Origin of the sequence: Ligilactobacillus equi DSM 15833 = JCM 10991 (genome assembly GCF_001435735.1) — a bacterium.
Classification (GTDB): Bacteria; Bacillota; Bacilli; order Lactobacillales; family Lactobacillaceae; genus Ligilactobacillus; species Ligilactobacillus equi.
Genome location: NZ_AZFH01000202.1, coordinates 38,149 through 52,005 on the forward strand (window position 1 = coordinate 38,149; position 13,857 = coordinate 52,005).

Sequence of the window (13,857 nt, forward strand, 5' to 3'; positions counted from 1 at the left end):
ATGTCAGAAATTTTTAAAACAGAAGTTGTGGAAATCGGGGCGGATACCCCGGAATTTAAGGAAATTGCCATGGCAATTCTTTTCGGAAACCAAGCCCCAGATGCCCTGCGTTCCTCATGCTTTATTATCAATGTTGAGCCAGTCAGCGCCGAAATTAAGAAGGGGATGAAAGTTCACTTTGATGACAAAGAATACACGATTACGGCGGTTGGTGGTGAAGTGCAAACGAACTTGACTAACCTTGGGCACATTGCCATATCCTTCACAGGTTTGACGGAACCAGAATTACCAGGAACTCTTTACGTCTCTGAAGGTGACTATCCAGAATTCAAGGTCGGCACTACTATTTCAATTACAGATTAACACAAAAAGTGAAGCTTCCTTTGCGGGAGCTTCACTTTTTAGTAACCAAGATAAAAGAGGGAATCAGGGTCTTGGATGGCGTTAATATACTCGGAAAAAAGAGGTAAGGTGTAGTCAACGGTACCGTGACCAGTTGGTCTAATTAAGCGTCGTTCCAACGCACGACGACGATATTGTGAAACAAAAACCTTGTCTTTGTTCATAATCCGACACACTTCTTCAAGTTTCCTTTGTCCCTGAATGGCAATTAAGTATTGGCGATCTAGGTCGGAGAGACCTTCAAAAATTTTTTGGTAGGCATTTTCGAATAGGGTTAGTTGGAAAAGTTCTTTGACGGTTGCAAAGTTGGTTTCCTCGAGTTGTGGGTTGTTTTCAAAGCAGAGGTAACCTAGTAACTGAAATGCGTAAGAATAACCAGCTGTTAGTTGGGCCATTTGAGAGGCCAATTTAACTGAACAAGCAAAAACTTTTTGGTATGTTTGCACCATGGCCAGATTATCTAGGGGGGACATGAAGATTTTTTCTGAGCGTAGTAAAAAAGTTAGCTTCTTATTATTTTGTACGTTAAGCACTAATTCAGGTAGTCCTGTCATTAAGCAAAAGACAGGGAGTTGCTTGCGTTTTAGAGCGGCAAAAAGTTGGGAAAATCTTTGGATTGCCTTTGAGTCATCAACTTCGTCGATGGTAATGAGAACCTTCTTACCCTGGGATTTTAAGACGTTTAGGAGTTCTTCAATTAGGAGTTCTGGATTATCTGATTGATTGTCAGAAAACTTAAAAGAAAGGCCAGCAACGGATAGAGATTCAATTGTAGGAAAAATTTGATCAAACTTTGAATTACTTGCATAATAAAGTTTACTAGAAAAATTTTCGATAATATTTTCGTTATTAAGTAAGTCAATGTGGACAAAGTTTTGTTCTGTGCTAAGTAGAGAAGCGACCTTAGTCATATAAACAGTTTTACCTGAGCCACGGACACCGGTGATGAAAAAGGAGCGGGCAAATTTACTTTGCTCAATTAAAGTAGTGATTTCATGCGGACTAGTTTCTGCTTGAAGAAAAAGTTCGGGAATGTCACCAAAAGTTGGATTGAATGGATTTTCTGTTAACATAATCATCCTCCTTATTTTAAACTCTTTTAAACTTTAATTTTAATTTTAAACTATTTTAAACTTAAGTGCAACCAAATGAAGTTAATTTATGGAAAACGCTTTTAAAATTATATAAAATATCTTAAGATATATGTATAAGAATAATTTAGAAGTTGGTAACCATGGAAAAAGTACAATATGATGTCTTGGTTATTGGGGCTAGTAATGCTGGAGGAATGGCCGCGGCTACAGCTGCTGAAAAAGGAGCTAAAGTTTTAGTGATTGATAAATCACGCAATACAAACTTTCTTTACCGAGAAACAATTGCCTCGATTCACAGTAAAGTTCAGAAGGAGGCGGGAGTTGAAATTGATAAGAATGAGTTGGTAAATTATCTTTCTACTTTTGCACAAGGTAATGTGGATGAACGCCTTTTGAACACCTGGGCGGATCATTCTTCTGAAACAGTCGACTGGATTGATGAGAAGGTCCTACGTCCTCATGGTGCTTATATGCAAGCGACTGCTGATGCATATTATGAAACAGAGCGTAACCGTGCTTTTTCAACCGGAAATGAAGTTACGGCAGAACACGGTCAGTATTGGCATATGGGTTATGGTGCTAACCAAGCTCTTATGCAGAAGTGGAATCCTTGGGGCTTAAAAACTAATGTCTACAATGACAGCCACCGCGACGATGGTTCTGGAATTTTAGCTGCTTTGGAAATTGGTGCAGCTAAAGATGAGGAACCGGCATCAATAGTTTTTAACCGAGGAGCGGTACCGGTTGGAACTAATGCCAAAGACTTTTACGAAACAAGTTTAACGCCACCAGATTATCCTGGTTACTTGTGGCTAGCATTTTATCCAATGTTAAAAGTTAACTTGGAAGGGGAATGTTTCTTTAATGAGAGTGCTCCTTACCAGTTCCAAATGAATGCAGCGGCTAAGCAACCAGGCTACTTGAGTGCCATGATTTGGACAGAAGCCACGATGACAGATGAAAGCTTGGGATAATACCACACTTTAGGTTGTTCGCGCTTAGGTTTCCCTGGGATTTTTAATGGTGACCAAGCGCGTGAAGGTGTGCAGCAACGTTTGGAAGAAGGTTTAGTTCAAAAAGCCGATACAAGTTGAAGAACTTGCTCAAAAACTCGGCCTACCAGTAGCTAATTTACAAGCGAGTGTTGCACGTTATAATGAAATGGTAGCTTCCCAGCAAGATACCGATTTTGGGAAGGAAAGTTACCGTTTAGAACCTGTTGACCAAGCGCCATACTATGGAGCCATTGTTGGTGGTCGTTTGTTAGCGACTTTGGATGGTTTACGAGTTAACACCAAGATGCAAGTACTTAATGAACAAGGCAAAGTTATCGAAGGCCTTTATGCCGCAGGTAACTGTTCGGGTGGTTTCTTTTGGGGAGCTTATTCTGATCATGTGCCAGGTTTGACCGCTAGTCACGCTTTGACTTTCGGTCGCCTGGCTGGTCAATATGCAGTAGAATAAATAAAATAGTGAAGAAGGGTCAATGTAGTATGCATACGCTCTTGTTCACTATTTTTATGTTAAATTTTATAGTTTATTTTGGTAAGTGTCTATTAATTGCTCAATAAGGTCATCAGCGTAATCAATTAATTCTCGGGCTTTGATTTTAATAGCCTTCTTTCCTTTAAATCTATCAATACCCAAAATACTAGTATCAGTTGTTAATACAACAAAATCTGCTTCGTCGATTTCATTTTGAGTAAGTTCGGTTTCTATTCCAGAAAGGCCTTGTGTTTCAACTTTAACTTCAATGTTATGTTCAGAAGCAGCTGTTCTGAGTGCCTCGGCAGACATATAGGTGTGAGCTACACCACTTGGGCAAGATGTAACACCAACAATTTTCATAAAAATCACCTTCCATAATATTATTCTATAATTTCGATTTTAAATTGATGTCTTTTGCTATGCTTATTTTTAATATTTTTATGCTTTTCATAGTCATTATTTGTTAAGCCAATAATGATAATGATAGTTAAAACACCAAACATAATTGAAATTAAGTATTCGAGTTTATTTTCAATAACAGGTAAAACGATTATTCCACCCCATGGAGCATAATTAATGACATTAAGAAGTGAGGCTGTTATCCCAGAAACTGCTGCACCTAATGTAGAAGTGGTAATAATAAGTATGGGATTGCAGGCGATAAAAGGAATTGCTCCTTCGGTAATACCACAAAATCCCATTAAGATTGCAGCTACACCGATCTTCTTTTCAGTAGATGGAAATTTATTTTTGAAAATTATTGAACTAATACCTATACCAATGGGTGGGACAGCTGTAGCAGTTCCCATAATTCCTGTCAAAAATGGGTGGGTGCTAATTTGAGATTGACAAAAGGTGGCAGCAATTTTATTAATAGGGCCACCAAAGTCAAAACCAATCATAGCTCCAACAATTGCTCCTAAAGAGGTTCTAGACATTCCTTGAATTGAGGAAAGGTGATGGTTAATTGACGCAACTGCTATAGCAAGTGGACTAGCTACGAATAAACCTATAAGTACACAAGGAATAATAGTTCCTATAATAGGATAAATTAGCGCTGTAAAGACTGACGCATATGGGTGTTTTATATAGATTTTTTTAAGTAGTAAAATGGTATTACCAACTAATAACCCACTAAGTATGCTACCTAAGAATCCACAGTTAAGTGATGCTGTTAAGTAGGTGGTAATAAAACCAGGGGCTAATCCAGGCTTACCAGCCATGCTATATGCTAAATATGCTCCAAAAACTGGAATGTAAAGCATCATTCCGATTTGTCCAACATTATATAATTGAAAAATTAAACCATCACTAGGATTAGGGATTCGATGACTACCAGTTAACATAATGGGGATGGCGGATAAGACACCACCAATAACGATAAATGGTAACATGTAACCCGTTGCTGTCATTAGACGTTTTAAAATAGATTTATAGATATTTTTTGAGTTAGGAAGCTTATTAGAATTAATATTATATGTGGTGGCTTTTGAAGTAAGTAATTGTTTTACTTCTTTTTCATTTCCATGAATTATAATATTTCTAAAGTTTTTATGCACCATTAAACGTGAAATATACGCAATAATGTTTAGGTGGAGGTTACTCTTTGTTTTTTCGGGGACTAAAATTAAAAAAATGAAATTAACATAATTATGATTATCCCAAAGTATTGGGTTAAGTAACTTTCCAACTAAAATTGTTGCTTGCTTTACGGCAGAAGAACGTGCATGCGGGAGACTAATACTATCACCGATGTAGGTGGGCAATTCTGATTCTCGAGCAAATATAGCTTTTTCAATATTTGCTTTGTCAGAAATAATATTGTGATTTAATAAATAGTCTGTAATGTTGGTAATAGCTTCTTTTTTAGTTTTGGCACCCATACTAAATAATGTTTCAATTCTGACATAATGATTTTGAATTTTTATCATAGTTGAGTCAACACCTTTCAACTATTGCAGCAGTAGCAGTTTTTCCATAAAATCATCAGGATCCTTAGAATTTACAAGCTCAGAAATTTTTTTATCATTCCGAATTAAAGAATAGAAGTACTTATATAATTTATCAATTTCGACTTCTACTTGATCATTTAAAGCCATATAAAATGCAATGTGAACACGATTTTCTCCCCACTTAATAGATTTTTTATTGATGAAGACACTAATTGTGGGGACATTTACAAAAGTTGGGTTACCATGAGGAATAGCAACATTACGTAATCCAGTAGATGATAGTTTTTCCCTATTTAGTGAAGCTTCTAACATTCCTTTGCGAACATAGTTGTTATTTTGCAGATTATCTACAATTTTTGTGATGACGTCACTCGGCGTCAAGTTATCCTCGTTAGCCATGATAATATTGTCTTTTTTTATTAACCTTAGGAAGACATTATTTCCATATTGCTCTCGTTTAATTCGATCAAATTCTTTTTCAAGAAATAGTTCATCACTTTTCGATAGTAATGGAGATACTTTTATAATATTTGTGTTAACGTTTTCTATTTCAATAGTACTAATGATCAAATCAAAGTTCAACTGTTGGTTTTTTACGAATTCATCTTCTGAGATAGTTTTGACTATTTCAATTCTATCACTATATTTTTGCTCAATTTCTTGTTTTAGCAAAACAGAGGAGCCATACCCTGATGAACAAATAATTAGAATACGAATTTTACTACTTGTTAGATTAACTTGTCGATGAATAAATGCTTCGAAGTGCAGTGTAATGAATCCCACCTCACTTTCAGTTATGCTTATGCTAAGTAACTCACCGAGGTTCTTGCTTAAAGCTAATGCATTATCGAAAGCAACAGGATATTTTCTCTTAATTTCATCTTTATAAGGATTATCCATATAAACATTTAGTTTATAGCGAGTAATTAGTTCGTAAAGATGGTTAGTTAAATTTTTGATTAAAATATCGTCATAGCGAGGAATGACTTTTTCAAGTATTTTCTTCAAATTACCTTTATTGATAACAATTTTATTGATTGTAATATCCCGTTTTAAATTTTTATTTTCTATAAAAATTAAGTCGTGATTAGTATATTCCAAAGCATCAGTAGTTATTGAAAGGTTAAACTCAGAAGATATCAAATAAATAAAGATACTAAGATTATCTGAACTATATTCATCGAACATGTTATTTTTAGGATATTGATTATATTGCTTAAAAAGAGCAATTTCAATGGCGGTGTGAATAATTAACAATTCATACATACGTCTTTCAATCAAGAGCCCTGTTAAATGAACAAAATTTTCAATGACATTGCTAATTCTAGTAAAAATCTCTTCAGGAAAAAGAGTAGGCATGTTCTTTGTAAAAGTATATTTATATCGCATTTTATTTTGAATAACATAAGCTTTTGATTTCAGGTGATTTTGTACATATTTAGTCAGTGCATCTTTAGTAATATTACTATTTGGGTCGACAGAAATACCTTTTTTTGAACTATAAATTTCTAAGTTGTAATTATTTTTTAAATATTCTATTTTTCTGATTAAAGTGGATTTACTAATGAATAGTTTATCAGCTAAATCGTCGAGTGAGATGGCATTATTAGTTTGAATTAGCATACTGAGGATTCTAGCAGTGATGTCTGTATTTACGACGTTCTCAGTAAGACTAGTTGTATGTTTTAAACGTTTAAGATCACCTTCGATATATATTCCTTTATTTCTTTTTCTAATTAAACTAAGATTTTTTGAGTTAAGATATACTTCAACATCATTAAGATATTTTGCAACAGTACGTTTTGATAAGCCAGTATACTCTTGGATATCGCTATAGTGTACTAATTTTTTTGTCAAAAGTAGGGCTATTATATCATTAATTACTTGCTTTTCTTTTTTTCTTATATTCATTATTCTACCCCCTCGTAATAAGTATACTTTATGACAATAATTATGTTCAAAGCCAATATATTAAACTAATTAAAAGTATACTTTTAAAGGGATAACCAGTATGTGGCGAGAAAAATTATTGTTGTCCCTATGGGTAATGATAGATTTTTTAGTAAACTTATTGTAATTAGTGCACTTAGATTTACCTTGATAAGTTTAAAGAAGTTTTTTAAAGGTATACCAACAAGAGATTGTAACCGCTTTAATAAAGGATATAATTAAAAGTGTAAATAAGAGAAATAACCAAAGACGTCTAAGTAATTTCTAAATTTACCTAATTATTGGTAAAAGAGGTGTGAAGTAAATGTCAGAAACAAAACCAGTATCTATTGAAACATATTTTGATTTGAATGTGAAAACAAAACAAGAAGCTATTTCAAAAATAGGAGCGTATCTTGCAGATAAAGGATTTGTAATTGATGTGGACGCATTTGTAGCAGATGTTTTTTCAAGGGAAGATGAATTACCTACGTATATTGGTCATAATATCGGTCTTCCACACTCGAAGAGTGACCATGTTAAAAATGCGGTTGTTGTGGTTGGAAGATTAAATAATCCAATCATTTGGAATAATGATAATCAAGTTGATTTAATTTTTTTAATTGCAGTTCCCAAGAAATCCGCAGGGGATTTACATCTTAAAATTTTAGCACAGTTGGCTAGATCATTAATGCATGAAGATTTTAGAAACGGTTTACGTAATTTAGATTCCGAGGAAGTTAAACAACTAATGTACGATAATACTGCGTTAGGTTCCGATACGGGGGGGAAATTATAATGGAAAATAAAAAGAAAACAGCCTGGTGGGCTACAGCACAAAAGCATTTAATGACAGCTACTGGATATATGATTCCTTTTGTGGTCGCTGGTGGTGTGATTTATGCAGTAGCTGTCATGTTAACAGGACAGGCAGCAGCACCAACTCCCAAGGATGGTTGGATTTATCAACTTAGTTTGGTAGGTTCAGCAGGTTTAGCATTGTATATTCCAGCTTTGGGTGGTTACTTTGCTTTTAGTTTAGCTGGACGGCCGGGAATTGCACCTGGTTTTATTACAGCGTACTTAGCTGTTCAAATTCACACAGGTTTTATTGGTGGGATTTTAGGTGGTTTAATTGCAGGTTTAACAGTCCAACAATTATTAAAGATTAAAATCTCTTCACATTACAAGGTTCTAGGATCTATTTTCCTTTATCCACTGGTGGGAACGTTGATTCCAAGTGCAATTATGCTATTTATTATTGGGGCCCCAGTTGCTACATTTATGAATTGGATGACTACATCTTTAGCGTCCATGGGTGGAGCGGCTCGTGTTCCATTGGGTGCATTAATTGGTGGTATGTTAGGGGTTGACATGGGTGGCCCAATTAACAAGGTTGCTGCTACGTTCTGTCAAACTCAAGTTGAAAAACTTCCATTCTTGATGGGGATTATGGGACCTGCAGTTGCTACACCACCAATTGGTATGGGAATTGCTACACTATTATTCCGTAAAAAGTTTAGTGCTGAAGAACGTCAAACAGGCCTTGCTGCTATCTTAATGGGGTGTTGTGGTATTACAGAAGGGGCAATTCCATTTGCCACTTCTGATCCAGTACGTGTTATCCCAGCTAATACAATTGGTTCAATTGTTGCTGGTATGATTTCTGCTTACTTCGGTGTTGTGAGTCACGCTCCTTGGGGTGGTTTAATCACACTTCCAGTTGTCGGTGGCCGAATCTGGTATGTAGTTGCAGTTCTTGTAGGTTCACTTGTAACAGCTGCAATTGTTGGTTTCTGGAAGAAAGATTGGAAGGAAGAAGTTGAAGAATTAAGTGAAGACGATGACTTTGATCTTGATGTAGAAACATTTTAATTAAAGGGTTACGAGGAGGATTTTAATTATGAATATTGTAGGTATTACGTCTTGTCCTAGTGGGGTGGCTCATACTTATATGGCAGCCGAATCCTTGGAACAAGCTGCTAAAGCAAATGGTATTGGGGTAAAGATTGAAACTCAAGGTAGCTCCGGTCCAGAAAATGTGTTAACTGCAGAAGAAATTAAAAATGCAGACTTTGTTATTTTGACAAATGATACTGCTATCTCTGGTACAGAACGCTTTAAGGGTAAAAAAGTTATTCAATTAAGTGCGCAAAAGATTATCGCTAAATCAGATGCTTTAATGAAAAAACTATTAACAATGTAAATTTATAGGCTGAAATGTTTGAAATTTTGGAAGGAAGTAATAAAAATGACTGAATCAAATGCTATTTCATTACGTGCAACTGTGCAAAATATGTTGAAACTTCAAAAAGAAAAAAATCGCTACTCAACACTTGTAGGTATTGGACCAATGTCTCCTAATTTATTACAAGCTAGTTTTGAGTTAGCGCGTGATTATGATTTTCCACTAATGTTCATCGCTAGTCGTAACCAGGTAGACAAAGACGAGCTTGGTGGTGGTTATGTAAATGGCTGGAACCAACAAACATTTGCTAAAGATATAAAAGCAATTGCTGATAAAGTTAACTTTGATGGTTTGTACTATCTGTGTCGTGACCACGGTGGTCCATGGCAACGTGACGAAGAACGTAATGCTCACTTACCAGTGGAAGAAGCAATGAAGCTAGCTAAAGAATCATACTTAGCTGATATTGAAGCAGGCTTTGACCTTCTTATGATTGACCCAACTAAGGATCCATTCCAAATTGGTAAGGTTGTTGATTTAGATAAGGTTATCGATTGGACTGTAGAATTATTGGAATACTGTGAAACTGAACGTAAGAAGAGAAACTTGCCAGAAATTGCTTATGAAGTAGGTACTGAAGAAACAAATGGTGGTTTGACGTCAACTGATAAGTACGAATTTTTCATCCAACGCCTTCAAGAAGAATTAAATAAGCGTGATTTACCAATGCCAACATTTATTGTTGGTCAAACGGGTACACTTACTCGTTTAACTGAACAAGTAGGTCACTGGAATTATGCAAATGCGATTGATTTAGCTAAAATGGCAGCTAAGTATGGTGTTGGTTTGAAAGAACACAATGCAGATTATATGAATGATGAAACATTATTATTGCACAATCCTTCACACATTACAGCTTCTAACGTAGCACCTCAATATGGTACAGAAGAAACGAGAGCATATTTGAAGTTGGTTAAGGTTGAAGAACGGTTGGCTAAAGAAGGTTTAGTTAAAGAACCTTCTAAGTTGTACGATGTTCTTTTGGATAAAGCAATTCGTACAGAACGCTGGCGTAAGTGGATGGAAGGTGACGATGTTAATTTGAAAGTCGACGATATTTTAGCTAATGAAGAACTTTCACAACAAATTTTGGACATTTCTGGTCACTATGCATTTAACGACGATGAAGTGAAGGCAGAAATTAAGAAGTTATTTGCTAATTTAAATGCAAATAGCATTGATGCTCAAAGATTTGTCGTGGAACACATCAAGCGTCCAATCTTACAATATGTAATTGACTTAAACTTAACAGGATTAACTACAGACGTTAAAAATATTTAATAGCATAGGCTAAGTAACGGCGAAAGTAGTTACTTAGTTATGCTTTAAGGAGTGGCTTTCTGTGAAAAAGTATATATTTTGGGATCTTGATGACACACTATACGATCAAGAGTTACCTTTTGTGAATGCTTTTAAAACTAGTTTTCCTGAGATAAAAGTTTCCAATTGGGATAAATTATATAAGTTATTTAGGCAAAAATCAGACGAAGTGTTTCCACTATTTCCTAATACCCAAGAAAATATTGAAAATATGTGGCTTGCTAGGATGCAGTTGACGCTTAAAGATATGGAGTATTTTGCTTCTAATACTCAAATTTTAAGTTTTCAAGAAGTTTATAATGAAAACCTAAAATCTATTCACTTATTTACTGGTGTTGAAGAGTTGCTAAAAATATTAATAAGTAAAAACACTTTTCTGGGTATAATTACCAACGGCAATTTAAAGCACCAAACAAATAAGATGAAAGCATTACAAATTTTAAATTATATTCCTGAGGATAGAATCTTTATTTCGTCAGAATTAGGAATCAGTAAGCCGGACCCAAAGATTTTCCAAGTAGTTGCAGGTAAGTTAGATATATCTACGAGTGATATCATTTACATCGGTGATAACTATCTTAATGATGTGTATGCTGCAAAAAAAGCGGGTTGTGAGTCAATCTGGTTTAACCATCGTAGCCATAATATATCGGATATGTCGATAGAACCTGATTTAGAGATATCTACTTTTGATAAAATTGATAAAATTTTAGAATTTATAAAAACTAAGTGAGGCAAAGTAAAATGAAATTCTTTTTAGATACAGCAAATACAGATGATATTCGTAAATATGCAGAGTTAGGACTAGTTGATGGGGTTACAACAAACCCAACCTTGATTTCTAGAGAAGGTCGTGACTTTGAAACTGTTGTTAAGGAAATCACAACAATTGTAAGTGGTCCAGTTTCAGCAGAAGTTACAGCTACAAAAGCTGATGAAATGATTGAACAAGCTCGGAGTGTCGCTAAGTGGGCTGATAACATTGTTGTGAAAATTCCAATGACTGAAGAAGGTTTAAAGGCTGTACGCGTAGTTAGTCAAGAAGGTATTAAGACTAATGTAACTTTGATTTTTTCCGTAGCTCAGGGTTTGTTGGCTGCTAAGGCAGGTGCAACATACATTTCACCATTCTTAGGTCGTTTAGATGATATTGGATCTAATGGGGTTCAATTAATTAAGAACCTGCGCAAGGTACTTGACAACTACGACTTTGATACTGAAATTATTTCAGCTAGTGTTCGTGGCGTACAGCATGTAGAAGAAGTTGCTTTAGCTGGTTCTGACATTGCAACAATACCAGCAAGTGTCTTTGGTAAAATGTTTAAGCACCCATTGACTGATAATGGTCTAGCTAGCTTTATGAAAGATTGGGCTGAATTTGAAGAAAATCAAAAAAAATAAGAAGGTGAGAACATGTTTGATAAAGTTGATCAATTAGGTGTAAATACAATCCGCACTCTTTCAATTGACGCGATTCAAAAAGCTAATTCAGGTCACCCAGGTTTACCAATGGGTGCAGCACCGATGGCTTATGTTTTATGGACACGCCATATGAATATTAATCCAAGTACACATCTGACTTGGAAAAATCGTGACCGCTTTATTTTATCAGCTGGGCACGGATCGGCCTTATTATACAGTATGTTGCACCTTTCAGGTTATGATGTAACGATTGAAGATTTGAAGCAGTTTAGACAATGGGGTTCCAAGACTCCAGGTCATCCAGAGTATGGTCACACTGATGGTGTGGAAGCAACAACAGGACCATTGGGACAAGGTGTTTCGATGGCTGTCGGGATGGCAATGGCAGAACAACATTTGGCTGCTAAGTATAATAAACCAGGTTATCCAGTAATTGACCACTACACCTACACACTTGTAGGTGATGGTGACCTAATGGAAGGTGTCTCACATGAAGCTGCTTCCTTAGCGGGTCACCTAAAGTTAGGCAAGTTGATTGTTTTATATGATTCTAACGGTATTTCATTAGACGGACCTACCTCAGCTGCATTTACTGAAAATGTAGGCGCTCGTTTCCAGGCTTATGGGTGGGAACACATCTGTGTAGAGGATGGAAATGATTTAGCCGCAATTGATGCAGCCATTAAGTTGGCTAAGAAGAACACCTCTAAACCGTCATTAATTGAAGTTAAGACAACAATTGGATATGGGGCTGAAAAACAAGGAACTAACAGTGTTCACGGGAATCCTTTAGGTGAAGATGGTGTTAAGTTTGCTAAAAAATCTTACGGATGGGACTACCCTGAATTTACTGTACCAGCAGAAGTGGCACAACGCTTTAAAGAAGAAATCCAAGATAAAGGTAAAAAATTAGAAAAACAATGGGATGCAATGTTTGCTGCATACCAAAAAGAATACCCAGAACTTGCACAAAAACTTTCCGACGGTTTCTCAAGCAAAGAATTAGGTACTCTTCAAGATATTTTACCACAATATGATGAAAATGATAGTATTGCCACCAGATCAGCTAGCGAAAAAGCTATTAATGCATTAGCACCAAAATTACCTCAATTATGGGGTGGGGCAGCTGATTTATCGAGTTCCAATAAAACAATGATAGCTGGCGAAGCAAACTTTCAACCAGGTTCATACGAAGGTCGTAATTTGTGGTTTGGTGTTCGTGAATTCGGAATGGCATGCGCTATGAATGGTATTATGCTACATGGTGGTACCAGAGTATACGGAGGAACATTTTTCGTATTTAGCGATTACTTAAAAACAGCAATTCGGTTATCTGCTTTACAAAAGCAACCTGTAATTTATGTGTTAACTCACGATTCCGTTGCAGTTGGTGAAGATGGACCAACCCACGAACCAATTGAACAGTTAGCGGGTTTACGGGCAATTCCAAATGTGCAAGTTTTACGTCCGGCAGATGGAACTGAAACTTCAGCAGCTTGGGAAGTAGCTTTGAATACACTCGACAAGCCAACGTTACTTGTTTTGAGTCGTCAAAACCTTAAGACGCTACCATTACCTCAAAGTGATGTATTTAAAGGTGTTGATAAAGGCGGTTATGTTGTTGCACAATCAAGTAAAAAAATCGCTGATGGTATCTTAATCGCTACTGGATCAGAAGTTAATTTAGCGCTAAGTGCCCGTGAAGAACTCTTAACTAAAGGACAAGACGTTTCGGTTGTATCTCTTCCAAGTTTAGAAAGATTTGAACAACAAGATGACAAATACAAAAATTCAGTCCTTCCTCCAGAAGTAACAAAGAGAGTTACAATCGAAGCAGCATCGACCTTTGGCTGGGCTAAATATGCGGGTAGTGTCGGATTAACTTTAGGTATTGATGACTTTGGAGCATCTGCCCCCGGGAATTTGGTGCTTGATAAGTGTGGTATGAATACTGAAAATGTGGTTAATAGCTTCTTAGGTTTATAATTAGATGCTATTACAC

At 36.0% G+C, this 13,857-nt stretch carries 14 protein-coding genes; 10 read left to right on the top strand and 4 right to left on the bottom strand.

Features of this window, described 5'->3' with window-relative positions; genetic code table 11:
• The gene (locus tag FC36_RS10900) at positions 1-363 is read left to right on the top strand and encodes a PTS glucitol/sorbitol transporter subunit IIA (RefSeq protein WP_025021142.1); all 363 of its coding nucleotides are present in this window, start codon (positions 1-3) and stop codon (positions 361-363) included.
• A 38-nt stretch (positions 364-401) separates the two neighbouring features.
• Here the strand turns inward: FC36_RS10900 and FC36_RS10905 are convergent, their stop codons facing one another.
• Positions 402-1,475 (bottom strand): DUF8462 domain-containing protein, encoded by a 1,074-nt coding sequence (locus tag FC36_RS10905; RefSeq protein ID WP_025021143.1) that lies wholly within the window; start codon positions 1,473-1,475, stop codon positions 402-404.
• A 161-nt stretch (positions 1,476-1,636) separates the two neighbouring features.
• Between FC36_RS10905 and FC36_RS12555 the strand changes: the two genes are divergently transcribed.
• Positions 1,637-2,470, top strand: coding sequence for an FAD-binding protein (locus FC36_RS12555; RefSeq protein WP_056986959.1), 834 nt, complete (start codon positions 1,637-1,639; stop codon positions 2,468-2,470).
• A 187-nt stretch (positions 2,471-2,657) separates the two neighbouring features.
• Positions 2,658-2,960: an FAD-binding protein gene (locus FC36_RS12560; protein WP_051527993.1), complete on the top strand. Its 303-nt coding sequence runs from the start codon at positions 2,658-2,660 to the stop codon at positions 2,958-2,960.
• A gap of 66 nt (positions 2,961-3,026) precedes the next feature.
• On the opposite strand, the gene FC36_RS10920 is transcribed toward FC36_RS12560, so the two are convergent.
• The 3 genes from FC36_RS10920 to FC36_RS10930 are packed head-to-tail and all read right to left on the bottom strand — an operon-like array spanning position 3,027 to position 6,847.
• Positions 3,027-3,344: a PTS fructose transporter subunit IIB gene (locus FC36_RS10920; protein ID WP_025021144.1), complete on the bottom strand. Its 318-nt coding sequence runs from the start codon at positions 3,342-3,344 to the stop codon at positions 3,027-3,029.
• 20 nt (positions 3,345-3,364) lie between these two features.
• Entirely contained in the window at positions 3,365-4,915 is a 1,551-nt protein-coding gene (locus FC36_RS10925; RefSeq protein ID WP_056986961.1) for a PTS fructose transporter subunit IIABC, read from the bottom strand.
• A gap of 21 nt (positions 4,916-4,936) precedes the next feature.
• A complete protein-coding gene (locus tag FC36_RS10930) occupies positions 4,937-6,847 on the bottom strand; it encodes a BglG family transcription antiterminator (protein ID WP_025021361.1) in 1,911 nt (636 codons plus the stop codon).
• Positions 6,848-7,190: 343 nt separating this feature from the next.
• On the opposite strand from FC36_RS10930, the gene FC36_RS10935 reads away from it, so the two are divergent.
• The 7 genes from FC36_RS10935 (at position 7,191) to tkt (ending at position 13,841) form a co-directional block, all read left to right on the top strand.
• Entirely contained in the window at positions 7,191-7,664 is a 474-nt protein-coding gene (locus FC36_RS10935) for a PTS sugar transporter subunit IIA (protein WP_025021362.1), read from the top strand.
• The gene (locus FC36_RS10940; protein WP_056986963.1) at positions 7,664-8,740 is read left to right on the top strand and encodes a fructose-specific PTS transporter subunit EIIC; all 1,077 of its coding nucleotides are present in this window, start codon (positions 7,664-7,666) and stop codon (positions 8,738-8,740) included. Before FC36_RS10935 ends, FC36_RS10940 begins: the two co-directional genes overlap by 1 nt.
• 28 nt (positions 8,741-8,768) lie before the next feature.
• A complete protein-coding gene (locus FC36_RS10945; protein ID WP_025021364.1) occupies positions 8,769-9,071 on the top strand; it encodes a PTS fructose-like transporter subunit IIB in 303 nt (100 codons plus the stop codon).
• Between the two features lie 45 nt (positions 9,072-9,116).
• On the top strand, positions 9,117-10,394 hold the full coding sequence (locus FC36_RS10950; RefSeq protein WP_025021365.1) for a class II D-tagatose-bisphosphate aldolase non-catalytic subunit: 1,278 nt from the start codon (positions 9,117-9,119) through the stop codon (positions 10,392-10,394).
• Between the two features lie 61 nt (positions 10,395-10,455).
• Positions 10,456-11,166: an HAD family hydrolase gene (locus FC36_RS10955; RefSeq protein WP_025021366.1), complete on the top strand. Its 711-nt coding sequence runs from the start codon at positions 10,456-10,458 to the stop codon at positions 11,164-11,166.
• Between the two features lie 11 nt (positions 11,167-11,177).
• Positions 11,178-11,834, top strand: a complete 657-nt coding sequence (gene fsa / locus FC36_RS10960; protein ID WP_025021367.1) for a fructose-6-phosphate aldolase — start codon at positions 11,178-11,180, stop codon at positions 11,832-11,834.
• A 12-nt stretch (positions 11,835-11,846) separates the two neighbouring features.
• Positions 11,847-13,841 carry a transketolase gene (tkt, locus tag FC36_RS10965; protein ID WP_025021368.1) on the top strand — a complete coding sequence of 665 codons (1,995 nt, stop codon included), beginning with the start codon at positions 11,847-11,849 and terminating at the stop codon, positions 13,839-13,841.
• Positions 13,842-13,857 lie beyond the last annotated feature (16 nt).